This window comes from Corynebacterium hansenii, from assembly GCF_030408795.1.
Lineage (GTDB): Bacteria > Actinomycetota > Actinomycetes > Mycobacteriales > Mycobacteriaceae > Corynebacterium > Corynebacterium hansenii.
The window spans coordinates 1342848-1367886 of sequence record NZ_CP047211.1 but is presented as its reverse complement, the minus strand read 5'-3'; the positions used below and the strand labels follow the sequence as shown (position 1 = coordinate 1367886).

General features: G+C 70.9%; 20 protein-coding genes. 9 read left to right on the top strand and 11 right to left on the bottom strand.

Annotation, left to right across the window (positions count from 1 at the left end):
- Positions 1-30: 30 nt before the first annotated feature.
- Positions 31-4071 (top strand): ATP-dependent RNA helicase HrpA, encoded by a 4041-nt coding sequence (gene hrpA / locus CHAN_RS06055; protein ID WP_290292882.1) that lies wholly within the window; start codon positions 31-33, stop codon positions 4069-4071.
- A 128-nt stretch (positions 4072-4199) separates the two neighbouring features.
- Here hrpA and nrdR read toward each other — a convergent pair whose 3' ends face one another.
- Together nrdR and CHAN_RS06045 are read right to left on the bottom strand one after the other, a co-directional pair.
- A complete protein-coding gene (gene nrdR, locus CHAN_RS06050) occupies positions 4200-4649 on the bottom strand; it encodes a transcriptional regulator NrdR (RefSeq protein ID WP_048743974.1) in 450 nt (149 codons plus the stop codon).
- Between the two features lie 73 nt (positions 4650-4722).
- Positions 4723-4995, bottom strand: a complete 273-nt coding sequence (locus CHAN_RS06045) for a hypothetical protein (protein WP_290292877.1) — start codon at positions 4993-4995, stop codon at positions 4723-4725.
- Positions 4996-5544: 549 nt separating this feature from the next.
- Between CHAN_RS06045 and lexA the strand changes: the two genes are divergently transcribed.
- Positions 5545-6255, top strand: coding sequence for a transcriptional repressor LexA (gene lexA / locus CHAN_RS06040; protein WP_048743877.1), 711 nt, complete (start codon positions 5545-5547; stop codon positions 6253-6255).
- 358 nt (positions 6256-6613) lie between these two features.
- Here lexA and ptsP read toward each other — a convergent pair whose 3' ends face one another.
- Positions 6614-8299, bottom strand: coding sequence for a phosphoenolpyruvate--protein phosphotransferase (ptsP, locus tag CHAN_RS06035; RefSeq protein WP_290292873.1), 1686 nt, complete (start codon positions 8297-8299; stop codon positions 6614-6616).
- A 296-nt stretch (positions 8300-8595) separates the two neighbouring features.
- On the opposite strand from ptsP, the gene CHAN_RS06030 reads away from it, so the two are divergent.
- The 4 genes from CHAN_RS06030 (at position 8596) to CHAN_RS06015 (ending at position 12930) form a co-directional block, all read left to right on the top strand.
- A complete protein-coding gene (locus CHAN_RS06030; protein WP_048740458.1) occupies positions 8596-9375 on the top strand; it encodes a DeoR/GlpR family DNA-binding transcription regulator in 780 nt (259 codons plus the stop codon).
- Positions 9372-10337: a 1-phosphofructokinase family hexose kinase gene (locus CHAN_RS06025; protein WP_290292868.1), complete on the top strand. Its 966-nt coding sequence runs from the start codon at positions 9372-9374 to the stop codon at positions 10335-10337. The genes CHAN_RS06030 and CHAN_RS06025 overlap by 4 nt, the downstream gene beginning before the upstream one ends.
- A 187-nt stretch (positions 10338-10524) precedes the next feature.
- Positions 10525-12615, top strand: coding sequence for a PTS fructose transporter subunit IIABC (locus CHAN_RS06020; protein WP_048739220.1), 2091 nt, complete (start codon positions 10525-10527; stop codon positions 12613-12615).
- A gap of 42 nt (positions 12616-12657) precedes the next feature.
- Positions 12658-12930 (top strand): HPr family phosphocarrier protein, encoded by a 273-nt coding sequence (locus CHAN_RS06015; protein ID WP_048739222.1) that lies wholly within the window; start codon positions 12658-12660, stop codon positions 12928-12930.
- A 147-nt stretch (positions 12931-13077) separates the two neighbouring features.
- On the opposite strand, the gene CHAN_RS06010 is transcribed toward CHAN_RS06015, so the two are convergent.
- The 5 genes from CHAN_RS06010 to CHAN_RS05990 form a co-directional block, all read right to left on the bottom strand.
- Entirely contained in the window at positions 13078-14358 is a 1281-nt protein-coding gene (locus tag CHAN_RS06010) for a uracil-xanthine permease family protein (protein ID WP_290293374.1), read from the bottom strand.
- Between the two features lie 139 nt (positions 14359-14497).
- Positions 14498-16012 carry a GTPase HflX gene (gene hflX, locus CHAN_RS06005; protein ID WP_290292861.1) on the bottom strand — a complete coding sequence of 505 codons (1515 nt, stop codon included), beginning with the start codon at positions 16010-16012 and terminating at the stop codon, positions 14498-14500.
- A gap of 99 nt (positions 16013-16111) precedes the next feature.
- A complete protein-coding gene (locus tag CHAN_RS06000; protein ID WP_290292858.1) occupies positions 16112-16453 on the bottom strand; it encodes a FeoC-like transcriptional regulator in 342 nt (113 codons plus the stop codon).
- Complete coding sequence (gene feoB / locus CHAN_RS05995) at positions 16450-18447, bottom strand: ferrous iron transport protein B (protein WP_048739225.1); 1998 nt, start codon at positions 18445-18447, stop codon at positions 16450-16452. The genes CHAN_RS06000 and feoB overlap by 4 nt, the downstream gene beginning before the upstream one ends.
- Positions 18444-18752 (bottom strand): FeoA family protein, encoded by a 309-nt coding sequence (locus tag CHAN_RS05990; RefSeq protein ID WP_082144199.1) that lies wholly within the window; start codon positions 18750-18752, stop codon positions 18444-18446. Before CHAN_RS05990 ends, feoB begins: the two co-directional genes overlap by 4 nt.
- Before the next feature lie 242 nt (positions 18753-18994).
- Here CHAN_RS05990 and CHAN_RS05985 point away from each other — a divergent pair, with 242 nt between their 5' ends.
- Positions 18995-19777, top strand: a complete 783-nt coding sequence (locus tag CHAN_RS05985; RefSeq protein WP_290292854.1) for a hypothetical protein — start codon at positions 18995-18997, stop codon at positions 19775-19777.
- Between the two features lie 54 nt (positions 19778-19831).
- Here the strand turns inward: CHAN_RS05985 and dapF are convergent, their stop codons facing one another.
- The 3 genes from dapF to CHAN_RS05970 form a co-directional block, all read right to left on the bottom strand.
- Complete coding sequence (gene dapF / locus CHAN_RS05980; RefSeq protein ID WP_290293371.1) at positions 19832-20743, bottom strand: diaminopimelate epimerase; 912 nt, start codon at positions 20741-20743, stop codon at positions 19832-19834.
- A gap of 126 nt (positions 20744-20869) precedes the next feature.
- Positions 20870-21802, bottom strand: a complete 933-nt coding sequence (miaA, locus tag CHAN_RS05975) for a tRNA (adenosine(37)-N6)-dimethylallyltransferase MiaA (protein WP_290292851.1) — start codon at positions 21800-21802, stop codon at positions 20870-20872.
- On the bottom strand, positions 21799-22506 hold the full coding sequence (locus CHAN_RS05970) for a hypothetical protein (protein ID WP_290292848.1): 708 nt from the start codon (positions 22504-22506) through the stop codon (positions 21799-21801). The genes miaA and CHAN_RS05970 overlap by 4 nt, the downstream gene beginning before the upstream one ends.
- Positions 22507-22643: 137 nt before the next feature.
- Between CHAN_RS05970 and CHAN_RS05965 the strand changes: the two genes are divergently transcribed.
- Both CHAN_RS05965 and CHAN_RS05960 read left to right on the top strand, forming a co-directional pair.
- Positions 22644-23981 carry a DUF349 domain-containing protein gene (locus CHAN_RS05965; RefSeq protein ID WP_290292845.1) on the top strand — a complete coding sequence of 446 codons (1338 nt, stop codon included), beginning with the start codon at positions 22644-22646 and terminating at the stop codon, positions 23979-23981.
- A 6-nt stretch (positions 23982-23987) separates the two neighbouring features.
- The gene (locus CHAN_RS05960; RefSeq protein WP_290292841.1) at positions 23988-25034 is read left to right on the top strand and encodes an NAD-dependent epimerase/dehydratase family protein; all 1047 of its coding nucleotides are present in this window, start codon (positions 23988-23990) and stop codon (positions 25032-25034) included.
- The last annotated feature ends 5 nt before the right edge of the window (positions 25035-25039 follow it).

Here is a 25039-nt window from a genome sequence, read left to right as displayed (position 1 = left end):
CACCGCCGGCGGCTACCCTGGTCGTCAACCATGTCTGAGCAGAAATCCCATTCCGGCCGCCCCGATCGCGGCGGTCAGCGACGCGCGCGCCGCGACGCCGGCGCCTCCCGCGGCGACCGCCCGCACGTCGACAAGCGGCCCGTCTACGCCCGCCTGGACGGCGTCACCTTCGCCGAGGCGCGCAGCTTCCGCCGCCGCCTCAAGCGGGCGTCGGCCCCCGCGGCGATCCACGCGATCTCGGAGGACATCGAGCTGGCGCGGCTGCGGGTCGAGGAGCGGCGCGCGTCGATCCCGAAAATCACCTACCCGGCGTCGCTGCCGGTGTCGGCCCGCCGCGACGACATCGCCGAGGCCATCGAGAACAACCAGGTCACGGTCATCGCGGGCGAGACCGGCTCGGGCAAGACCACGCAGATCCCCAAGATCCTGCTCGACCTCGGCCGCGGCGTGCGGGGAAAAATCGGACACACGCAGCCGCGCCGCCTGGCCGCCCGCACCGTCGCCGAGCGCATCGCCGAGGAGCTGGGCGAGAAGATCGGCGGCCACGTCGGCTACGCCATCCGCTTCGACGACCGGGTCGGCCGCGACACGTGCGTCAAGCTCATGACCGACGGCATCCTGCTCGCCGAAATCCAGCGCGACCGGCTGCTGCTCGACTACGACACGATCATCATCGACGAGGCCCACGAACGCAGCCTCAACATCGACTTCCTGCTCGGCTACCTCAAGCGCCTCCTGCCCAAGCGCCCGGACCTGAAGGTCATCATCACCTCGGCGACGATCGACCCGGAGCGCTTCGCGGAGCATTTCGCCGACGCCGACGGCAATCCCGCGCCGATCATCGAGGTGTCCGGCCGCACGTACCCCGTCGAGGTCCGCTACCGGCCGCTGGTCGTCGAGGAGACCGTCACGCGCAAGAACGGGCAGGTGGAAACGCGCGTCACGGACATCGACCCGGTCGACGGCGTGGTCGACGCCTGCCGCGAGCTGATGCGCGAGGGCGACGGGGACATCCTGGTGTTCTTCTCCGGCGAGCGCGAGATCCGCGAGGCCGCCGAGGCCATCGACGGCCAGAAGTGGCGCGGCGTCGAGGTCCTCCCCCTCTTCGGCCGCCTGTCGAACGCCGAGCAGCACCGGGTCTTCGGCCCGCATTCTTCGCGCCGCATCGTGCTGGCCACCAACATCGCCGAAACGTCGCTGACCGTGCCGGGCATCCACTACGTCGTGGACACGGGCACCGCCCGCATTTCCCGCTATTCCACGCGCACGAAGGTCCAGCGCCTGCCCGTCGAGCCGGTCAGCCAGGCCAGCGCCAACCAGCGCTCGGGCCGGTGCGGCCGCGTCGCCGACGGCATCGCCATCCGCCTGTATTCCGAAGAGGACTTCCTGTCGCGGCCGGAGTTCACCGACCCGGAGATCCAGCGCACCAATCTGGCTTCGGTCATCCTCCAGATGGCCAATTTGGGGCTTGGCGACGTCGCGGCCTTCCCGTTCGTCGACGCACCCGACCACAAGGCCATCCGCGACGGCGTCCAGCTCCTCGACGAACTTGGCGCGCTGGCCAAGCCCGAGGCGGGCGCCGGGACGTCGTCAAGCGAAAAGCGGGGGCAGGAACCGGAGCTGGCGTTGACGCCCACCGGCCGCGAACTGGCGCGCATCCCGGTCGACCCGCGGCTCGCGCGAATGCTCGTGGAGGCGCACGTCAACGGCGCGCTGAAGCCGGTCACCGTGGTCGTCGCGGCGCTGAGCCTGCAGGACGTCCGCGAACGACCGCTGGAGAAGCAGGCGCAGGCCGACCAGGCGCACGCCCGGTTCAAGGACACGACCAGCGACTTCCTCTCCTACCTGAAGCTGTGGGACCACCTGCAGGCAAAGCGCCGCGAACTATCCGGCAACCAGTTCCGCAAGATGTGCCAGCGCGAGTTCCTGCACTACATGCGCGTGCGCGAATGGCAGGATCTGATCCGCCAGCTCAACCAGGTCGTCGCCGATCTCGGCTGGAACTGGTCGGTCGAGGGCAACGAACCCTCCCCCGACGCCATCCACCAGTCGCTGCTGGCCGGCCTGCTGTCGCAGATCGGCGTGCGCGAAGGCGAGGGCAAGGAGTTCACCGGCACCCGCAACACCAAGTTCCTGGTGCATCCGGCGTCGGCGCTGTCGAAGAAGCCGCCGCGCTGGGTGATGGCCGCGGAGATCGTGGAGACCTCCCGCACCTTCGCCCGCGACGCCGCCCGCATCGAGCCCGCGTGGGTGGAGAAGCTGGCCTCGCACCTGCTCAAGCACCAGTACTCCGAGCCGCACTGGTCCACCAAGCGGGGCGCGGCGATGGCGTACCAGAAGTCGACGCTCTACGGCGTCCCCGTCATCGTCGACCGCGCGGTGCCCTACCACCGCGTCGACCCGGCGGCGGCGCGCGAGATGTTCATCCGCCACGCGCTCGTCGACGGGGAATGGACCACCCACCACAGGTTCTTCGCCGACAACCGCGCGAAGCTCGAAGAGGCCGCGCGCATCGAGGACAAGGCCCGCCGCCGCGGCATCGTCGTCGACGACGACACCCTCTACGCCTTCTACGACGCCAAGATCCCGCAGTCCGCGACGACGGCCGCGAACTTCGACCGGTGGTGGAAGAAGACCTCGCAGTCGGACCCGCACCTGCTCGACTTCGACCCCAATGCGCTGGTTAATCCGGATTCCCACGACGTGTCCGCGGTGGCGTTCCCGGATCTGTGGCAGCAGGGCACGCTGGATTTCCGGCTGTCCTACCGTTTCGAGCCCGGCGCCGACGACGACGGCGTCACCCTCCACGTCCCCGTGCCCCTGCTCGCCGGCCTGCGCGACGAGGGCTTCGATTGGCTGGTCCCCGGCCTGCGGCAGGAGCTGGCGGAATCGCTGATCCGCACGCTGCCGAAGGCTTCGCGACGTTCCGTCGTCCCCGCCCCCGATTTCGCCGCCCGTGCGCTGGCGTCCATGACGCCCTACGCCCGGCCGCTGCGGGAGTCGCTGGCCGATGCCCTGCGGCAGTTGGGCGGCTCCGGCATCAACGCCGACGACTTCGACGTGACTAAGCTGCCGCCGCACCTGCGGTTCAACTTCGCCACCGTCGACCGCCGCGGCAAGGTCACCGACCAGGACCGGGACCTGAAGGCCCTGCAGAAGCGGCGCGCCGGACAGGTGACCACCGCCGTGTCCAAGGCCGCGGGCGCGTCCGAGCACGCCGCGGTGAAGCAGTGGACGGCCGACAACATCGGCGCGGTGCCGGAAACCGTGGAGAACACGGTCGATGGCCAGAAGGTCACCGCGTATCCGACGCTGGTGGCCACGAAGGACGGCGTCGCCGTGAAGGTCGTGCCCACGGAGGCGCAGGCCAAGGCGTCGCTGGTGACCGCGACCCTGACCATGCTGCTGCGCGATTGCCCGGTGCAGGCGAAGTCCATGGTCAAGGGGCTTCCGCTGCAACAGCGCGTGGCCGTCGACGCCTGGCCGCACGGAGGCGCCGAAGGCCTGGTCGAGGATTGCCGCGTCACCGTCGTCCGCGACCGCATGATGGACGCCGGCGGCCCGGTGCGCGACCCCGCCGAGTACGCGAAGCTGCGCGATTCGGTGAAGCCGCAGGTGCCGGGCCAGGTCCGGCAGCTCGTCGTCGGCATGGCCAAGGCCCTGCCCGCGTATCACCGGGTGGTGTCGCAGTTGAACGAGTGGGACGGCCCGGCGATCGACGACATGCGCGGGCAGTTGGAGTTCATGCTGCCCAAGGGCGCCGTCGCGCGACACGGGTGGGCACATCTGCGTCACCTGCCCCGTTACCTGGAGGCGATGGAGATCAGGCTGGCCGACATGGCAACGGATCCCGACCGCGATGCGGAGCTGGAGGACGAGGTCGCGGAGGTCGCGGAGCATCTGGAGAAGCGCCTGGCCCGTCTTCCCGAGGGCCGGCGCAAGTCCGCCGCCGTGCGCGACATCGGCTGGATGATCCAGGAGCTGCGGGTGAGTTTGTTCGCGCAGCGCCTGGGCACGGCTCGGACGGTGTCGCCGCAGCGCGTGAAGAAGGCGATCGACAAGCTGCGGTAGAACCGGGCGGGGCCGGGCCATCGCGCCCGTGCTTCCCGGGCGGGGCGGCTGGCCTCGCTTGCCCGGTGCCGGATTCGTGCCGCGTTATGACCGGCGCTGTCTACTTGCCGTGCCCCAATCGCCGCGGCTTACTTTTCGCGGTTGCGCAGCGCCAGGATCTCGTTTTCGAAGTCCTGCGCGGAGGTGAAGGACTTGTACACCGACGCGAAGCGCAGGTAGCCGACTTCGTCGAGGTCGCGCAGCGGTTCGAGGATCGCCAGCCCGATGTCGTTGGAGTTGACGCGCGGAGTGCCCTTGGAACGAAGGGTCTCCTCCACCTGCTGCGCCAGCAGCTTCAGCGACGCCTCGGGCAGATCTCGGCCCTGGCACGCGCGTCGCACGCCGCGGATCACCTTGTCGCGGCTGAAATCCTCCACGACGCCGTCCCGCTTGACGACGATGAGCTGCGACCGTTCGAGGGTGCTGAAACGTTTCCCGCACGCCAGGCACTCCCGCCGGCGGCGGATGGTCATACCGTCGTCGATGAGACGCGAATCGATGACCTTCGTCTGGTCATGGTGGCAAAACTGGCAATGCACGCATACGAGCATACGGGGCCGGGCGGCCACCTCTTAATCGCCCGTTAGGCCACTCGACGGTGCGCCGGCTGCCCTACTTGAGCGCGGCGTCCGCCGTGTCCGACGCACCATTCGCGCCGGTGGAGGAGACGCCGACGTAGGTCGGGGCCGGAGGGGCATCGGGGGTCGGCGCCCCCAACCCGGAGAAGTGGAGCATGAGCCCGAACACGGCGCCCACGCCGGCGACGATGGCGAGGGAGACGGCATTGCGCCGCACCCCCTGGACGGGGCCCCGCACGATCGAACGCCCGTCGCGCACGTGCGCGATGTTCGAAACACCGTGGGTGGGCGCCGAATTGAGTTTCATTCCCCGTGTGTTCGGACGCCGCGAGGGCCCGGAAACACCGCCCGGGCGACGACTGGAGGGCCGACGTGAAGTGCGGACCCGCGTTCGATCCGCGGGCGCACCGGTTCGAACACCGGAGGCCTTACCACGGTCGCGCTCCGGCGGCGACGCGGGGCGCGACTGCTCCCCGACCCACGACGGGACGTAGAGTCCCAAGTCGTCGTTGTACCAGTTCACGGTGGACGTGCGGTAGTCTTCGATAAAGGCGGTCATCGGTTGGTTCCTTCCATCCGGTCATCCGCGGTCAGGATACGAAACGGATTCGAAAATGCCGCCCGAATTCACTGCACGGATGTTCGACTGCGTTCCTGTGTTCGATTTATAGCACCGCGTTCGGATCCCGTCCAGACACGGGGGCGAAAACTTCGAACAGTTGTGCCACCCCGTCGTCGTTTGGTGTAGTGTCGTGTTCGAACGGCAGGCACGGGTTCGCAGACCCGATCGTCCCGATGGCCGATCGACCAGAGCACGACGCAATCGAGCACGACCTAACCCAGTGGGAGTGGAAACATGGCCGACAAGAAGCAGCCGAGCAAGCAAGCGTTGACCGATCGCCAGCGGCGGATCCTCGAGGTCATCCAGGACGCGGTGTCGTTGCGCGGGTACCCGCCGAGCATCCGGGAGATCGGCGACGCCGTCGGGCTCAACTCGACATCTTCCGTGGCGTACCAGCTCAAGGAACTGGAGAAGAAGGGCGCGCTGCGCCGTGACCCCCACAAGCCCCGCGCCGTGGACGTGCGCGATCTGAAGCAGAAGCTCGACACCCACGCGGGCAAGCCCGGTCCGAAGCCGAAGACGGCCACCGTCCCCGACGTTCCGGAAGGCGCCGCCGCCCCCACCTACGTCCCCATCGTCGGCCAGATCGCGGCCGGCAACCCGATCCTCGCGGAGCAGAGCATCGACGAGCACATGGCGCTGCCCGCCGAGCTCGTCGAGTCCGGCGAGCTGTACATGCTCCGCGTCGTCGGCGAATCGATGGTCGACGCGGGCATCTTCGACGGCGACTGGGTCGTGGTGAAGTCGCAGCACACCGCCGAGAACGGCGATTACGTCGCCGCGATGATCGACGGCGGGGCCGACAGCGAGGCCACCGTCAAGGAATGGCACGAAGACCGCTCGGGCAAGTGGCTGCTCCCCCACAACGAGGCCTTCGAGCCAATTCCGGTCGACGCGGGCGTGACCATCCTCGGCCGCGTCGTCAGCGTCCTGCGACGGCTTTAACCGTCATATCGCGTGAGGCTGCGGACGCCGGCTATTGGGGCATCGCGGGACCTGGGATGGTCCAGTGCCGGTGGGTGCCCGCGACGAACGCAGGCTGATGGGCTGGCGGACGCCCACCGATGGAGGCGGCAGCCGGAGAATCGCCGCACCGGGCACCCGCCCTCCCTCCATCCGGTCGATGCACGGCACTTTGACGTAAACCCACCCCGAATGCGCAACCCCACCCGTTACAGCGGGTGGGGTTGCGCATTCGGGGTGGGTTAGCCGGTGCATCCCAGCGGGTTGCGGTGGCGGGACGGCTCAACCGCCGCAGAAGCCAATCGCAACGTCACGGGACACAATTGCCGGCGGCCCGCCACTACTCCAAGCCGAAAAGCTCGCGCACGGCGGCGCGGGCACCGTCGGCGTCCGACGCATCCAGCGCGACGCGGGCGGCATCGGCGCACTGTTGGGCGGTGACCTCAGCCAACTGCGCGCCCACGCCCGGCAGGGCCGTGGCCGCGGCGGACAGCGAGTTCACGCCGAGGCCCACGAGCACGCAGGCCAGCAACGGATCCGCGGCCGCCTCGCCGCAAACGCCCACGGGAGTGCCCGTGTCCCGGCCCGACTTGCACGTCATGTCGATCAGCCGCAGCACAGCCGGCTGCCACGGATCCGTCAGGTATGCCAGGTGCGGCGAAAGACGGTCGGCGGCCATCGCGTACTGCGTCAGGTCGTTGGTGCCGATGGACACGAAGTCCAGCACCTTCATCAGGTCGTGGCTCATCAGCGCGGCGGCCGGGATCTCGATCATCGCGCCCGGGGTGAGGCCGCGCTCGCGGCACAGGCCCGCGAACCACTCGGCCTCCTCCAGCGTCGCCACCATCGGCGCCATCACCCACGTCGGCGCCCCCTCGCCGCGGCCGGCCTTCTCCCCCGCCAACGCGATGGCGTCGAGCTGGCGCTCCATCAGGCCGGAGCTCGAGCGCGAGATGCGCAGACCGCGCACGCCCAGAGCAGGGTTGTCCTCGTGATCGAGGTTCGCGAACGCCAACGGCTTGTCCGAGCCGGCGTCCAGCGTTCGGAGCACGATCTTCGAATCCGGGAACGCCTTGAGCACCGAGGCGTAGATGTCGGCCTGGTTCTCCACCGTCGGCTCCGTCGCGGCGGACAGGAAGCACAGTTCCGTGCGGAACAGGCCGATGCCCTCCGCATCGCCCTCGGCCGCGATGCGTGCGGCGTTTCCGTCTCCGACGTTGGCCAGCAGCTGCACGCTCACGCCGTCTGCGGTGCGCCCGGGACCGGACCATGCCGCGATCTTCTCCGCCATCCGCGCGGCCTCGGCCACCGCGGCGTCCGCGACCTCCGGGTCCGGATCGACGGTGATCAGTCCCTTCGCGCCGTCCACGAGCGTCATGGAGCCTTCCTCGATGGCGCGCAGTCCCGCTCCCGCCGCGACGGCGCACGGCACGCCGAGCTGGCGGGCGATGATCGCGGTATGGGAGGTCGGGCCGCCCAACTCCGTCACCATCGCGACGAACAGCGCCGGATCCAGGGTGGCCGTGTCGGCGGGCGACAGGTCATCGGCGAGCAGCACGGAGGGAACGGTCACCGCGGGCAGCCCGGGCTCGTTCTCGCCGCGAAGCTCCGCGATGACTCGGTCGCGGATGTCCTCCAGGTCCGTGGTGCGCTCGGCCATGACGCCGCCGGCGGCCTTGAACATCTCGACGAACTTCTCGATCGCCGCCACCGTCGCCGACTCCGCGCTGATGCCGGACTTGATGTTCTTCACCGCCGCCCGGTGCCACCCGCGGTCCAGGGTGAGCTTCGAGGTGGCCAGCAGAACTTCCGCGGCATTGCCCTCGGCTCGTCCGGCCCGGGCGGCGAGGCGCTCCGAGACGGCGGTCGCGGCGGCCCGGAACCTTTCGACCTCGGCGTCGACGTCCCCGCCGGCGATCGGTTCCCCCTCGTGGGGCAGTTCGGGGCGCGGGCACACCCACACGGCGGGCGCGTAACCCACCCCCGGAACTACTGCGGTGGCCTTCAAGGATGCGGACGGGGACATGTGCTCTCCTGAAAACGTCGTGGATCGATTCACCTGGGGTGGACACGGTCCGGGGGAAATCGCTTTCCTCCGATACTACTCCACATTTCCCACACGGAAACCCAAATTTTGCTTGACTTTCCCACACATTCGGGCATAATCAGGAGTAGTTGAACACAGCCTATCGGCACCCCTCTGGACCGGCAATCCCAAGCCCAGAGCCCATAAACCCCAGCCCACAAACTGGCCCGGAAACGGGCAAACGACCCCCGAACGGACATCATTCAGGTTCGCGCCGGGAGGACACAGGAGACGACGTGTACGCAGAAGAACGCCGACGAAAGATAGCTTCGCTGACGGCCGTCGAGGGAAGGGTGACGGTGTCCGACCTCGCCCACCATTTCGACGTCACGGCCGAGACGATCCGCCGCGACCTCGCGCAGCTGGACGCCGAAGGGGCGGTGCACCGCGTCCACGGTGGCGCGGTCGCCGCCAAGTCGTTCCAGACGGTGGAGGTCAGCGTCGACGCGCGCAAGAAGGCCCAGAAGGACGCCAAGCGTTCCATCGCCCGCGCGGCGGTTGATTTCCTGCCGTCCTCCGGCGGCGGCGTGTTCCTCGACGCCGGCACCACGACCGAGGCGCTGGCCGAACTCATGGCGGCGTTCCCCGAGGAGCGGCACTGGTCCGTGGTCACCAACTCCCTCCCCAGCGCCCTGACGCTGGCGGGTGCCCCGTACATCGAGCTCCAGCTGCTCGGGGGCCAGGTCCGGGCCATCACGCAGGCCGTCGTCGGCGACGCCGCCCTGCGGTCGCTGGCGCTGATGCGCGCGGACGTCGCGTTCATCGGCTCCAACGCCCTGACCATCGACCACGGCCTCTCCACCGCGGACCCGCAGGAGGCCGCCGTCAAACGAGCCATGATCACCAACGCCCGCAAGGTGGTGGTCATGTGCGATTCCACGAAGCTCGGCCGCGATTTCCTGGTCAGCTTCGCAGCCCTCGACGACATCGACGTCGTCATCACGGACCCATCGGCCCCGCAGGCGTTCATCGACGAACTGCAGGACCACGACATCAAGGTGATCGTCGCCCGATGATTCTCACTCTCACCGCAAACCCGTCCATCGACCGAACCACGACCATCAAGGGCCCCCTCGAGCGGGGCGGCGTCTACCGTCTGGCCATGCAATCCGACGTCCCCGGAGGAAAGGGCGTCAACGTCTCGGCGGCCGTCGCCAATGCCGGCCACGAGACGCTGGCCCTCTACCCGGCGGCGAAGAACGGCCGCTTTTCCCGGCTGCTCGCGCAGACGACGATCCCGCACGAGGCGATCGACCTGCCCGACGAAGCCCGCGTCAATCTCACCATCGTCGAAGACGACGGCACGACCACGAAGCTCAACACCCCGGGGGCGCACCTGGAGGAAGAGGACATCGAACGCGTCCTCGGCCGACTCGTCCACCACGCGCCGCAGGCCTCCTGGGTCGTCCTCGCCGGTTCCCTGCCGCCGGGCGTGCCCGTCGACTTCTGGGGCACGTGCGTCCGCCGCGTCCGCGAGGCCAACCCGGATGCCGGCATCGCCGTGGACACCTCGGACGCGCCGCTGCTGTCGCTCGGCGAGTCCTTCCCCTCCACCGCGCCGGAGGTCATGAAGCCCAACGGCCTCGAACTCGGCCAGCTCGCCGGCCTGGACGGCCATGAGCTGGAAGAGCGCGCCGCCGCGGGCGACCTTGCGCCGGTCGTCGCCGCCGCCCGCCGGCTCAACGCGGCCGGCGTCGGCGAGGTGCTGGTGACGCTCGGCGCCGCCGGCGCGGCCCTCGTGCTCGACGACGGCCCCGCGCTCGCGGCCTCCCCTCCGCCCATCGTGCCGCTGTCCACGGTCGGCGCCGGGGACAGCTCCCTGGCGGGATACCTGCTCGCCCGCGAAGACGGGCTCGACCCCGCCGGCGCCCTGGCCCGCGCGGTCGCCTACGGCTCGGCCGCCACGTCGCTGCCCGGCACCACGATCCCGCGGCCGGACCAGACGAACCCGGACGCCGTCGTCGTCCGGGAAATCTAGGCGCCGCTTCCCCTCCGCCTCCTTCGCCCCCCCCTACCGCTCCCCACCTACCGCGCCGCTTCCCCGCTCACCGCCGTCTCTCCGGCCCACTTCAACCTGTCCGCTTCCCCCGTCTTCTTTCAATCTGCCCCCTCTTTCTCCCACCCCATCTCACTCAACCCCCCTCTTACCCGACGAGGAGTCCCCAATGTCATCCCAGGTCATCCTCCCGGAGCTCGTCGAACTCGACATCGCCCCGGGCGGTACCCCGGAGTCCGTCATCCGGCATCTGGCGTCGCTGGTCAGCACCTCCGGCCGCGCCGCGGACGCCGATGAGCTCGCCGCCGACGCCCTGGCCCGCGAAGCCAAGTCCGGCACCGGCGTGCCCGGCGGCGTGGCCATCCCCCACTGCCGCTCGGAGTCCGTCACCGAGCCGACCCTGGCCTTCGCCCGCTTGACCAACCCGGTCGATTTCTCGGGCCCCGACGGCCCCGCCGATCTGGTGTTCCTCATCGCCGCCCCCGCCGGCGGCGGCAAGGCGCACCTGAAGATCCTCTCCAAGCTCGCGCGCGGCCTGGTCAAGAAGGATTTCCGCGCCGCCCTGCGCGGCGCCGCGACCCCGGAGGAGATCGTCGACGTCGTCGACGCGCACCTCGCCGGAACCGCCCGCAAGTCCGCGACCGAGACCACCGCGGCGTCGGAACGCTCCGCCCCGGTACCCGCCACCCCGTCGACGCCGGTCACCCGCATCGTCGCCGTCACCGCCTGCCCGACCGGCATCGCCCACACTTACATGGCCGCCGACTCGCTGACGCAGGTGGCCGACGAACGCGACGACGTCGAGGTCGTCGTGGAGACCCAGGGCTCCTCGGCGGTGAAGGCCCTGCCGGCCGAAACGATCGCCGCCGCCGACGCGGTCATCTTCGCCACCGACGTCGGGGTGAAGGAACGCGGCCGCTTCGCGGGCAAGCCCGTCATCGAGTCCGGCGTCAAGCGCGCCATCAACGAGCCCGCCGCCATGATCGACGAGGCCGTCGCGGCCGCCTCCGACCCCAACGCCAAGCGCGTCGCGGGCACGGCGGTCTCCGAGGACGCCGCGTCGTCGTCAAGCGAAGGCGGTTCCGGCCTGGGCTGGGGCAAGCGCATCCAGCAGGCGGTCATGACGGGCGTCAGCTACATGGTGCCGTTCGTCGCCGCGGGCGGTCTGCTGCTCGCCCTGGGCTTCCTGTTCGGCGGCTACGAGGTCGCCGGCGTCGCCGAGCGCGTGTCGCAGGACTACACGCTGTGGAACCTGCCGGGCAACGACATCACGATGGCCGACGGCACCGTCACCACCGTCGAACGCTCCGGTTTCCTGCTCTACCTCGGTGCGGTCCTGTTCGCGACGGGCAACTTCGGCATGGGCGTGATCGTGGCCATCCTGTCCGCGTTCATCGCCTACGGCCTCGCCGGCCGCCCCGGCATCGCGCCGGGCTTCATCGGCGGCGCGATCTCCGTCGCCATCGGCGCGGGCTTCCTCGGCGGCCTGGTCACCGGCATCATCGCCGGCCTCATCGCCCTGTGGCTGACGTCGCTGTCCGTGCCGCGCTGGCTGGCGTCGCTGATGCCGGTGGTCATCGTGCCTCTGGTCGCCTCCGTCGGCGTCGGCCTGCTGATGTTCCTGTTCCTCGGCCGCCCGCTGACGTCGCTGATGAACTCCCTGGCCGCATGGCTGGGCGGCATGTCCGGCAGCTCCGCGATCCTGCTGGGCATCATCGTCGGCCTGATGATGTGCGCCGACATGGGCGGGCCGATCAACAAGGCCGCGTACCTCTTCGCCACCGCCGGCCTGTCCACGGGTGACGAGGCCTCCATGCAGATCATGGCTGCGGTCATGGGCGCCGGCATGGTGCCGCCGCTGGCGATGGCCCTGTCCTCCGCCCTGCGCCCGAAGCTGTACACCCAGGCGGAGCGCGAGAACGGCAAGGCCGGTTGGCTGCTCGGCGCCTCGTTCATCTCCGAGGGCGCGATCCCCTTCGCCGCGGCCGATCCGCTGCGCGTCATCCCGGCGATCATGGCCGGCGGCGCGGTCACCGGCGCGATGTCCATGGCCTTCGGCGCGGCGTCGCGCGCCCCGCACGGCGGCGTGTTCGTGTTCTTCGCCATCGACAACGTCCTCGGCTGGTTCGCGGCGATCATCGCCGGTGCGATCGTCGGCGCGGTGCTGGTCAGCGCGCTGAAGCAGCTGTGGCCCCGGAAGGTCGACACGGCCCCCGCGGTTTCGGGCGATGCCCCGGCCGCAGTCGCCGCGACCGCGTAAAGTCGGTAACCAAGGACAACCACCGAAAGGATCACCACCACCATGGCCTCCAAGACCGTGACCGTCGGTTCGACCGTCGGCCTGCATGCCCGCCCCGCGACGCTGATCGCCGATGCCGCCGCCGAGTACGACGAGGAGATCCTCATCGAGCTCGTGGACGCCGACGAGGACGACGAGCCCGCCGACGCCGCCAGCTCCCTCATGATCATGGCCCTGGGCGCCGAGCACGGCGACCAGGTCACCGTCACCTCCGACGATGCCGAAGCGGTCGAGAAGATCGCCGGCCTCATCGAGCAGAACCTGGACGACGAGTAGTCCCCCGCTTCTGCTTTGCGACGCCCGCGTGAGGGCGTCCACCCGAATGACGCGGCCCCGCCCGGAAGAGTGTCCGGGCGGGGCCTTCGCGTTCGTGCCGGGGCGCGGGGGCGCGCCATTCGTTCGCGGCGACGCTCTTGAGCCGCGCTACTCCCTGACGTCGGTGAACTGTCCTTCGCCGACGCGGCGGTAGAGCCACCGGAGCACCGGGTAGCCGGCGATGATGCCGACGGAACCCCAGGCGATGCCCTCCAGCTGAAGGGAGCCGATGGACAGGGTGAGGTTGCCGATGCCCGCGATCATCGCGGTGGCCGCGGCGACGAGGTTGACGGGGTTGTTGAAGTCGACGCCGTTGTCCATCCAGATGCGGATGCCCAGCATGCCGATGAGGCCGTAGAGCACCAGCGTCGCACCGCCGAGGACGCCCTCGGGGATGGTGAGGATCAGCGCGCCGAACTTCGGGATGAACGCCAGGGCGATGGCCGTGGCCGCGGCGACCCAGTAGGCGGCGGTCGAGTACACGCGGGTGGCGGCCATGACGCCGATGTTCTCGGCGTACGTGGTGGTGCCGGAGCCGCCGGCGGAACCGGCCAGCGTCGTGGCCAGGCCGTCGGCGATGAGCGCATCGCCGGCGAGGTCGTCGAGGTCGCGGCGCGTCATGGCGGACACGGCCTTGACGTGGCCGACGTTTTCGGCGATGAGCACCACGATCACGGGCAGGCCGATGAGCATGGCGTTGAGGTGGAACTCCGGCGCGTGGAAGTCCGGGAGCCCGAACCAGGCGGCCTCGCCCACCGACGCGGTGGCCTCCGGCGACAGGTTGCCGGTGGCGGTGGCGAATGCCCAGCCGACGACGACGCCGATGAGCACGCCCAGCCGGGCGACCATGCCGCGGCCGGCGACGGTGGCCACGAGGATCGTCGCCGTGGTCACCGCGGCGACCAGCGGCTGCGTGGCGAAGTTCTTCGCGGCGACGGGCGCCAGGTTGAAGCCGATGAGCGCGACGATCGCGCCGGTGACGGCGGGCGGCATGACGGCGTCGAGGGCGCGGCGGCCGGCCTTCTTCACGATGAAGCCGACGACCATGAGCACCGCGCCGGCGGTGACGACGACGCCCGCCTGCGCCCCGATGCCCTGCGCCTGCGTGGCGGTCAGCGGCGCGATGAACGCGAAGGACGAGCCGAGGTAGCTGGGCAGCCGGTTGCGGGTGATGAGGAGGAACAGGATCGTGCCCACGCCCGAGAACAGCAGCGTGGTGTTGACCGGGAAGCCGGTCAGCAGCGGCACGAGCAGCGTCGCGCCGAACATGGCGATGACGTGCTGCATGCCGATGCCGATGGTGCGCGGCCAGTCCAGGCGCTCCTCCGGTGCGACGACGGCGCCGGGCGCGATGGTGCGGCCGTCGCCGTGCACGTCCCAGCCGAACAGCCGCCCGCGGGCGGCCGGGTGGTCGGGGTGGTTCGGGTCGGTGGCGGCGTCGGTTCGCCCGGTGGCGGCGTCCGGCTCTGTGGAATTGATGTCCGGGCCGGGGTCCGTGGGGTGATGCTCGTTGGTCACGCGCGTGATGTTACGCGCCCGGCTCCGGCAAGTCGGGATCGACGATGAACTCCCCGAGTTCCCGTGCCATCGACTGCGGCAGCCGGACGTCCAGGACCGTGCCGTCGGCGCCGTACTGCTCGTCGAGGACGGTGGCCTGCTCGTGCAGGCGCGACACGACGTCGCCGCGGTCGAAGGGCACGAGGACCGAGACGTGGGCGTCCATGGCGTTGAGCGCCAGCTCGATGCGCGTCTCCAGCTCGGCGATGCCCTCGCCGGTGGCGGCGGAGGTGAACACGACGTCGTCGAGCGCGTGGCGCAGTTCGGCGAGCGTCGCGGGCTCGGCCAGGTCGATTTTGTTGACCACCAGCAGCTCCGGCGGCACGTCGGCCTTCTGCTCTGCGGCGATGTCCTCGATGACCGTGTTGACGGTGCGGATCTGCTCCAGCGGGAACGGGTCGGAGCCGTCGACGACGTGGAGGATCAGGTCCGCCTCCAGGATCTCCTCCAGCGTCGAGCGGAACGCCTCGACCAGCTGCGTGGGCAGGTGGCGGACGAAGCCGACGGTGTCGGTGACGATGACCGTGCGGCCGTCGCGGAGCTCCGCGCGGCGGGTCGTCGGGTCCAGGGTGGCGAAGAGCGCGTCCTCCACGAGGACGCCCGCGCCGGTCAGCGCGTTGAGCAGCGAGGACTTGCCGGCGTTGGTGTAGCCGGCGATGGCGATCCGCGGCAGGTGGCCGGCCTTGCGGCGGGCGCGCTTGACCTGGCGGGAGGTCTTCATTCCCTCGAGTTCGCGGCGGATGCGGGCCATGTCCTGGCGCAGGCGCCGGCGGTCGGTCTCGATCTTCGTTTCGCCGGGACCGCGCAGGCCGACGCCGCCGTTGGAGCCGGCGCGGCCGCCGGCCTGGCGGGACAGCGAGTGACCCCAGCCGCGCAGCCGGGTGATCAGGTACTGCATCTGGGCGAGCGACACCTGCGCCTTGCCCTCCTTGGACTTCGCGTGCTGGGCGAAGATGTCCAGGATGAGCATGGTGCGGTCGATGACCTTGGCGTCGAGCTTGTCCTCCAGCGCGACGAGCTGGCCGGGCGAGAGCTCGCCGTCGGCGATGACGGTGTCGGCGCCGGTGGCCTTGACGATGTCCCGCAGTTCGGCGACCTTGCCCGATCCGATGTAGGTGCCGGGGTCGGGCTTGTCGCGCCGCTGGAGGACCGATTCGAGGACCTCGGAGCCGGCGGTTTCGGCCAGCGCGGCGAGCTCGTCCATCGCCGCTTCGGCTTCGGCGAGGGTGCCCTGGGTCCACACGCCGAGCAGGATCACGCGTTCGAGGCGCAGCTGGCGGTACTCGACCTCGGTGATGTCCTCGGCGTCGGTGGTGTGCGTGGCCGCGCGGGTCAGGCGGCGCAGGGAGGAACGGGCCTCCAGGTCGAGATCGCCGACGGTCGGCTGCGCGGCCGGGTTGTCGGGCGCGCCCCCGTCGGGCTTGCCGACGGTCGCGTCCCCGGCGAGGTCCTCGCCGGGCGACTCGTCGGGGTAAATGTCATTCATGGGGGTTTCAGTCATGTTCCGGCCATTGTCTCACGACCACCGCGAAAGCCCATATCGCCGCGCGCCCCGCCGTCCGCGCCTACCCCGTTTCCCCGGCGGTCAGGGCCTGCGGGTGAGCACGAGGGCGACGGGACCCCGCTCGCCCGCGCCGTTGCCGGACGACGAGCACGCTCCCCCGTCGGCCGTCGCATGGGCGCAGCCGCCGGACGGGCACGACGACGCCATCCGCTCGCGGCGCAGCGATCCGGTGCGCTCGAGGTGCTCGATGGCCGCGTCGACGGTGGCGCGGGACAGCCCGGTGCGCTCGGCGATCTCCGCGCGGGACGCCTCGCCGGAGGCGATCGCCTCGCGGACGGCGGACAAGGGGGTGCGCGCGGGACCGGGCGCGGGTGCGGGCACCGGTCGCCTGCGGGAAAAGAGGTTGGCCGGGAAGATGCTCACAGGAACAACCTCAGCACCTGGAAGACGGCGACGGCGAGCAGCCATGCGCCGAGCAGCTGGGCGACCAGGCCGAACAACGTCCACTTCAGGCCGATCTCGCGTTTCTGGGCGGCCAGCGTGGCCACGCACGGGGTGTAGGCGAGCAGGAAGATCATGAACGCCCACACCGCGGCCAGGCCGTGGCCGCCGGAGGTTTCGTCGAAGTCGGCCCTGATGTTCTCGGCCAGCGGGCTCGTGCGCTGCTCGTCGGGGTCGGAGTCGGTGACGTCCTCCACCGCGTAGGTCTGCGCCCACGTGGAGATGACGGCCTCCTTGGCCACGAACCCGGTCAACAGCGTGCCGGTCAGGGACCAGGATCCGAAGCCGGCGGGGGCGAACACGGGTGCCACGGTTTCGGAGACGGCGCCGTAGGCGGAGTCGCGGGGCGGCAGATTTTCGTCGGCCAGGCCGTATCCGGGGGCGACGGGCACGGACATGAGCGCCCACACCGCCACGACGGTGACCACGATGATGCCGCCGGCCGTGCGCAGGAAGCCCTTCAGCCGGGTCCAGGCGACCGACAGGGCCAGCCGCGGCATCGGGAGCTGATACCCCGGCAGGTCGATGACCAGCGGCTCGGAGGGCATCGCCCGCCACAGCGTGTGGCGCAGGATCAGGCCGGTGAGCACGACCAGGCCGATGGAGATCAGGTACATGAGGAACACGACCGTGCCCGCCGAACCCGGGAAGAACACGGCGGCGAGCATGACGTAGACCGTCAGGCGGGCGCTGCAGGACGTGAACGGGATGAGCAGCGCGGTGAGCACCCGGTGCCGCGGATTGCCCAGCACGCGGGTGGCCGAGATCGCCGGGACGTTGCAGCCGAAGCCGACGATGAGCGGGATGAACGCCTTGCCGGGCAGCCCGATGGCGCGCATGACGCGGTCGGTGACCACGGCGGCGCGCGCCATGTACCCGGAGTCCTCGAGCACGGCCAGGCACAGGAACATCAGGGCCATCAGCGGCGCGAAGGTGAGCACCATGCCCACGCCGCCGATGAGGCCGTCGACGACAAGTCCCGTCGGGACGGGGCCGCCGAGGCCGATGGCCCCCATTCCCGAGCGCGCCCAATCCGAGATCGGACCGGTGACCAGCGATTCGAGGCCGTCCTGGAGCGGCGCGGCGACGACGGTGGTGATCTGGAAGACCACCCACATCACGCCGAGGAACAGCAGCGGCCCGACCAGGGGGTTGAGCGCGACGCGGTCGATGCGGTCCGACCAGGTGGCCTTTTCGCCCCGGTCGGTCGTCGATGCGGCGACGACGCGGTCGATGTACGCGAACCGCGCCTCGTCGGCGGCGTCGGGGGCATCGGGGTCGCCGTCGGCGTCCGTTTCCGCCACCGCGCGGATGACTCGCGGGCACCCGGTCATGGCGCCGGCCACGGCGGTGCGGACGTCGTCGACGCGCGCACGGCGGCGCGGATCGACGGCGACGACGGGCACGCCGAGGGCGTCCTGCATCGCGGCGGCGTCGACGTCGACGCCCTGTGCCGCGGCCACGTCGGTCTTCGTCAGCGCGACGACGATGCGGTACGGGTGCTCGGCGATCTCCGAGAAGAGGTACAGGCCGCGGGCCGGGGCCGTCGCGTCAACGGCGACGATCACCAGGTCCGGGCGTTCCGCGGGTTCCCGGTTGATCAGCATCTCGCGGGTGAGCTCCTCGTCGGGGCTCATCGCGTCGAGGGAGTAGGCGCCGGGGAAATCGATGACGTCGTAGGTGACGTCGCCGGCCCGCCAGGCGCCGCGGCTGACCTCTACCGTCGTGCCGGGCCAGTTGCCCATCTGCGCCTTGGCGCCGGTCAGGGCGTTGAACAGCGTCGACTTGCCCGAGTTCGGTGCGCCGACCAATCCGATGACGGGCGAACCCGACGGCGCGGGCGAACCGCCGGCGCAGGCGTGGCAGCTCGGCGCGGTGGCGATGGGCTTGGCGGTGGCCTTCGGCGACGCGTTCATCGCAGGACGTCCATCAACTCGAGCGTGGCCCTGTCGATGGCGTAGCGGGACGTGCCGGACTTGATCACGCGGCCGCCGCCGGCGGTCTTCGGACCGACGGTGACGCTCATGCCCGGGCGCAGGCCCAGCTGGGCGAGGCGGCGGCACAGGCGCGGCTCGGTGCGCGGGGCGGAGAGCACGACGGTATCGCCGACGGCGACGTCGCACAGGCGATCGGGGGTGGGCGGTTCGGTGACGATCGGTTCCGTTTCCGAAACCCGTGCGCGCGCGCCGCGCGCCTTCAATCCCGACAGGCGGATGGCCATGACCGTGATCCTTCCAGGTCAACGACGCCAGCCACGCAAGTCTCCATTCCGAAAGCGCACGCTGGCTCAAACAACTGAGGACAGCCTACTGCCGTCGATCGGTCCAATGCCAGCGCATCTACGCAACTTCCGATGATCATTCCGTCACACCGCTACGGCGGGACTGGGCCGAATCGGATGCCCGCCGCAGCGGGACTGGGCCGAATCGGATGCCCGCCGCAGCGGGACTAAGATCCGGGATCATGACTTCCGACCTGAAGAGCATCGGCCTCGACTACCCGCGCTGGCAGGACGCCATCGAAGCGGCCATCGCCACGGACCACCTGTCCGTCATCGGCGAGGTTCGCGGCGGCCAGCTCGTTCGCTTCGAGGACCCGTCGGGCGCGCGCCTGCACGTCCTGGGCGTCGAGCCGTTTTCCACGTTCGCCGGCTTCGCCGGGATGACGCAGGTCACCGCCCACGTTTCCGCGCTCGACGACGTCCTGGCGCTCATCGAGATCGTCGCCGACGACCCGTCGCACCCGGAATTCGACAAGGTCGTGGCCACCGCCACGTGTCATCTGGCGCAGTCGCCGCTGCTGGTCGACGAGGGCACGCAGACCTTCGAGCACGTCAATCTCGCGGCGCTCGGCGTCGACGTCGCGGTCGACGTCGACGCAGCCGCCCACGAGGGCCGCACCGGGCAGCGGCCCGGCGACGTCCGATTCACGGGCGCCGAAGCGGTCACCGGCGCGGCGGCCGGCGCGAAGTCCCCGGACGCCTCGGCGACGCTGTCGGGCGTGGTCAACGCTTCCGACGAGCGCGTCAACTCCCTGACCGGCCAGAAGTTCCGGGTGCTGCACCTCGACGTGCCCATGCCCCTCGACGTCCTCGTGCCCGCGGACCTCACCCCCGCCCCGGAGATCGGCACCGTCGTGTCCGGCACCTTCCTCCTCGTCGGCGAGGTCATCGCACCCCAGGGCTGCGGCGATTCCTGCGGCGACGGCGGCTGCGGCTGCGGTTCCGGGGGCTGCGGCGGCCACTGACGGCCCCGGCACGGCGCCGACGAACACACACCGGCGCAGACGGTTCAGCCCGGCTCAGGCCCCCAAGGCCGTCACGTCGATCTCTCCTCGCGCCACGAGCACGGAGGGGCCGGTGAGAATCGACGTCGCTTCGGTGATCTCCACCGTCACCGTGCCGCCGGGCACGTGGACGTCGACGATGCCCGTGCCGCGTCCCGCATCCGCCAGCGCCGACACGGCGGCCGCGACGGTGCCGGTGCCGCAGGAGCGGGTCTCCCCCACGCCGCGTTCGACGACGCGCATGTGGATCGCCCCCGTGTCCCCCGGCTCCCCCGCCCCTTCCATTGGCGTGGCCACTTCCAGGTTGACGCCCGCGGGGAACATCCCGGCGTCCACCTCGGGCACGCCGTCGAGGTCCAGCCGGCGAAGCCCCTCGGCGTCGAGCCCCGGCAGCACGCACGCCAGGTGCGGGTTGCCCATGTCCACGCCGACGCCGGCGTAACGCCCCGCCCCCAGGAACGCCGTCGCCGCACCGAGCACCACGGGCGCCCCCATGTCGACGGAGACCGTGGCACGTGTGGCGGTGACGTCGTCAAGCGACACGACCTTCACGCCCGCGCGGGTGCCCACGCGCAGGGCCGCCGTCTCATCGGTCAGGCCGGCGGCCACGAGGTGATGGGCGAAGACGCGGACGCCGTTGCCGCACATCTCCGCGATGGAACCGTCGGCGTTGCGGTAGTCCATGAACCAGTCGTCGGCCCGGACCTCGTCGGGCTCGCCGGCCCGCGGCAGCGCGTCGAGCACTCCCGCCCCGACCAGCGCCCCGGCGCGCGCCACGCGGAGCAGGCCATCACCGCCGATGCCCGCGCGGCGATCGCACAGCGCCGCGACCAGGTTGTCCGGCAGTTCCAGCTGCGCGTCCGCGTCGGGGATGATCACGAAGTCGTTTTCCGTGCCGTGTCCCTTGGCGAAGGCGAGGGTTCCCATTGCGAGGGGTCCGGTTGCAGAGTTTTCGGCGGCGGCGTTTTCCGCGGCGGTGTTTCCGGCGGCGGGGGTCTCCGATGCGGGCGTGTTCGGGCTCATTGCCCGAATGCTACGCGGCGGATGTTGCGCTCACGTTAACGCGGCCAGCGCCTGCTCCCGCACTGCATCGCCCCCGGTCCCGGCGGCGTCGAGCCACGTCACGCGGGGGTCGCGGGTGAACCAGGATTTCTGGCGGCGCACGTACCGCCGGGTGCCCGTGATGGTCCGCTCGATGGCCTCGGCGAGGTCGTACTCGCCGTCGAAATGCGCCAGCACCTGCGCGTACCCGATCGCCCGGCTGGCGGTGACGCCCTCGCGCAGCCCCTCGCCCAACAGCCCCTCGACTTCATCCAGCAGGCCCCGCTCGAACATGAGGCGGGTCCGCCGCTCGATCCGGTCGTTGAGCCACTCCGGCTCCGTGCCCAGCCCCAGGATCCGCGTGCCCCACCGCGGGGGCGCGTCGATCGGAGGCTTCGACGCCCCGAAGGGTTCGCCGGTCAGCTCGATGACTTCCAGGGCGCGCACGATGCGGCGGGGATCGCGCCGCTCGATGATCGCCGCGGCGGCGGGGTCGACCTCCGCAAGGTGGTCATGGAGCTTTTCGACGCCCACCTCCTCCTGCACGGCCTCCCACTTGGCCCGGACGTTCGCATCGGTCGGCGGGAACCGCCAATCGTCGACGAGCGCCTGCACGTAGAGCATGGAGCCGCCGACGAGGATGGGCACGTGGCCGCGCGCCATGATCGCCTCGACGTCGGCGACGGCCTCCTCCTGGTACTTGGCCACGGACGCCGGCTCGGTGACGTCCAGGACATCGAGCTGGTGGTGCGGGATGCCGCGGCGCTCCTCCACGGTGAGCTTCGCGGTGCCGATGTCCATGCCCCGGTAGAGCTGCATGGAATCGACGTTGACGATCTCGCCGCCGAACTCCTCCGCCAGCGCCAGGCCGAGATCGGACTTGCCCGACGCCGTGGGCCCGATCACGGCGATGGGAGTCCGCGCGCCGTCCACGCCTTCGCTCATGACTCCCACTCCCATTCGGCGACGTGGTAGCCGACCCCGTGGGGCGCCCCGCGATACGTGGCCCGGGCGGCGAAGGACCGTGCGCCCGACTTCAGCTCCGCGCCGAATGAGGCGAGGGCCTGCCACACCCCCATCGTGTGCAGGCCGACGCGGTCGCAGGCGGCCGGACCGAACGCGCCGAAGGGGTCGTCGCCGGGCTCGCCCCCGAACTCCCCCGCCGCGATGGCGGCGCACGCGTCGTCGATGGGCTCGGCCTCCGGCAGCAGCGTCAGCGGGGCGCGCGCGGTCAATGCGGCCGGCCCCTCCGCCACGACGACGATCGGCGCGGCGACATCCGCCCCGTCCCCGCCCCCGGGCTCGAATGGGTCCGGCAATTGCGCGGCGACGTCGACGTGCTCCGGATCCAGCCCCGTCTCGCGGATCACCCAGCGGGCCACCAATTCCGGCAGATGCGTGCCCCCGCCGACCTCGACGCCCGCGCCCCAGGCTCGGAAGGAGCCGGCGTGGGACGTCGCAAAGCGGTCGTCCGGGCGCCGCACGATGAGCGGCCGCGACCCGCCGGAGCCATCCCCCGCTGCCGGGCGCAGGACGCGCCGGGCGGCCGCCAGCACCTCCGCGCGGACCTCCGCCGCACCGGAATCGGCGCCGGAAAGCTCCGGGACCATCAGGGGCGCACCGGGGATGAGCAGGAGTCGTCGTGTCACGGCCTCGAATCTACCCGGCTCGCGCGCACCGCCCGGCAACCGTTGCGGCGCGGTCGCGCGTCCTTTGCGATACTCGGTGTGAGGAATGTGATCCGGCAGCCGTGCCGCGCGGCTAAAGCACCGATTGGATAGAACCCATGACCGACAACACCCCCGCCCCGAAGCCCGGCCCCCGCCCCGGCCCCCGACCGGGAGGCAAGCCCCGCCGCCCCGCGGCCGCGGCCGGCGCGCCCGCCGCGCCCATCGTCCCGCGCAAGACCGACCCCGCCAAGTGGGGCCGCGTGGACGACGACGGCACCGTGTGGGTCCGCACCGCAGACGGCGAGCGCCAGGTGGGATCGTGGCAGGCCGGCACCCCCGAGGAGGGGCTGGCCCACTACGGCGCCCGCTACGACGACCTGGCCATGGAGATCGAGCTGCTCGAGTCGCGCATCCGGACCCACCCCGAGGAGGCCGCGACCGTGCGCTCCTCGGCGGCGGAGCTGAAGACCCAGCTTCCCGACGCCGCCGTCGTCGGCGACCTCGAGGCGCTGGACAAGCGGCTCGACGTGGTCCTGTCCCACGCGGACGAGGCCGGCGAGAAGGCGAAGGCGGACAAGGCCGAGCGCCGCGCCGCCGCCATCGCGAAGAAGGAGAAGCTCGCCGCCGAGGCCGAGGACATCGCCGAAAACTCGGAGGAATGGAAGGCCGCCGGCGACCGCCTCCGCGAGATCCTCGGCGAGTGGAAGCAGATCCGCGGCATCGACCGCAAGACCGACGACCAGCTGTGGAAGCGCTACTCCCGCGCCCGCGACGCCTTCAACCGCCGCCGCGGCAGCCACTTCGCCGAGCTCGACCGCAACCGCGCGTCGGCGCGCCGGGCGAAGGAAGCGCTCATCGAGGAAGCCGAGGCGCTGCAGCACTCCACCGACTGGGGCCCGACCGCCGCCGCCTACCGCGACCTGATGTCCCGGTGGAAGGAAGCCGGCCGCGCGCCCCGCGACGTCGACGACAAACTGTGGAAGCGGTTCAAGACCGCCCAGGACACCTTCTTCGACGCCCGCAACGCCGTCAACGCCGAGCGCGACAAGGAATTCGAGGCCAACGCGGAGGCCAAGGAGGCGCTGCTGGCCGAGTACGACGATCGCATCCGCCCGGACAAGGACCTCGACCACGCCCGCTCCGAGCTGCGCAAGCTGCAGGAGCGCTGGGAAGAGATCGGCTTCGTGCCGCGCGGCCGAGTCCGCGAGTTCGAGGAGAAGATCGGCCGGCTCGAGCGCCGCGTGTCCGAGGCCGCCGATTCGCAGTGGCGCCGCACCGACCCGGAGGCCCTGGCCCGCGTGCAGCAGTTCGCCGACCGCGCCACCGAGTTCGAGGCGAAGGCCGCCGAGTACGACGCCGCCGGCAAGGCCAAGAAGGCCGAGGAGGCCCGCGCGCAGGCCGCGCAGTGGCGCGAGTGGGCCGACGCCGCCGAGCGCGCCATCGAGGAGATGTAATCGGAGATGCCCCAGGGCACGACCGCCGGGCGCCGCATCGCCGTGGTCACGGGAGCCGCCGGGTTCCTCGGCGCGCACCTGTGCCGCAGGCTGGCCGCGCGCGGCGATGAACTGAGGGTGCTGGTCCACCCGTCCGACGACCTCACGGGCCTCGACGGCCTGCGCCTGATGGCCGTCCACGGCGACATCCGTTCGGCCGCGGACCTGGATCGGGTCTTCGCCGGGATCTCCTCCGGCACAGACGCCGACGCGGGCGCGGACGCCGACATCACGGTCTATCACCTGGCCAGCCGCATCACCATCGAGACGCGCGTGGACCCGGCGGTCCGCGACGTCAACGTCGAGGGCACCCGGCAGGTTATCGACGCATGCCGCCGACATGGTGCGCGGAGGCTGGTCTACGTCTCATCCGTGCACGCCATCCCCGAACCCGCCGACGCCTCCGACGCGATCACGGAACCGGACGCCTTCGACCCCGACGCCGTCATCGGCGGGTACGCGAAGACGAAGGCGGAGGCCACGCAGCTGGTCCTCGACGCCAACGACGGCGAGCTGGCCACGGTAGCAGTCATGCCCTCGGGCATCGTCGGCCCCGGCGACCGCGGCGGCGGGTACCTCACCGCCCTGGTCCGCGACATCGCGTCGGGATCGCTGACCTCGTACGTCGATGGCGGCTACGACTTCGTCGACGTGCGCGACGTCGCCGACGGCTGCATCGCGGCCGCCGAAAAGGGCCGCCCCGGCGCCGCCTACATACTCACGTCGCGGCGGATGAACATGGATGAGATCGTCCGGGTGTGCCGCACGGCCGTCGGCAAGCGGACCCTGAAATCCGTGCTGCCGATGTGGTTCGCGCGCTCCGTAGCGCCGCTGGCCGAGGGCTGGTACCGGCTGCTGCGCAAACCCCCGCTGTTCACGTCCTACGCGCTGCACACGCTGCGCTCGCCCGGGGTGTTCCGCACCGACCGGGCGCGCGCGGATCTGGGCTGGGAGCCGAAGGACCCCGCCGAATCGCTGCGCGACGTCATCCGGGAGACGACGGCGCGCGGCTGATAGGC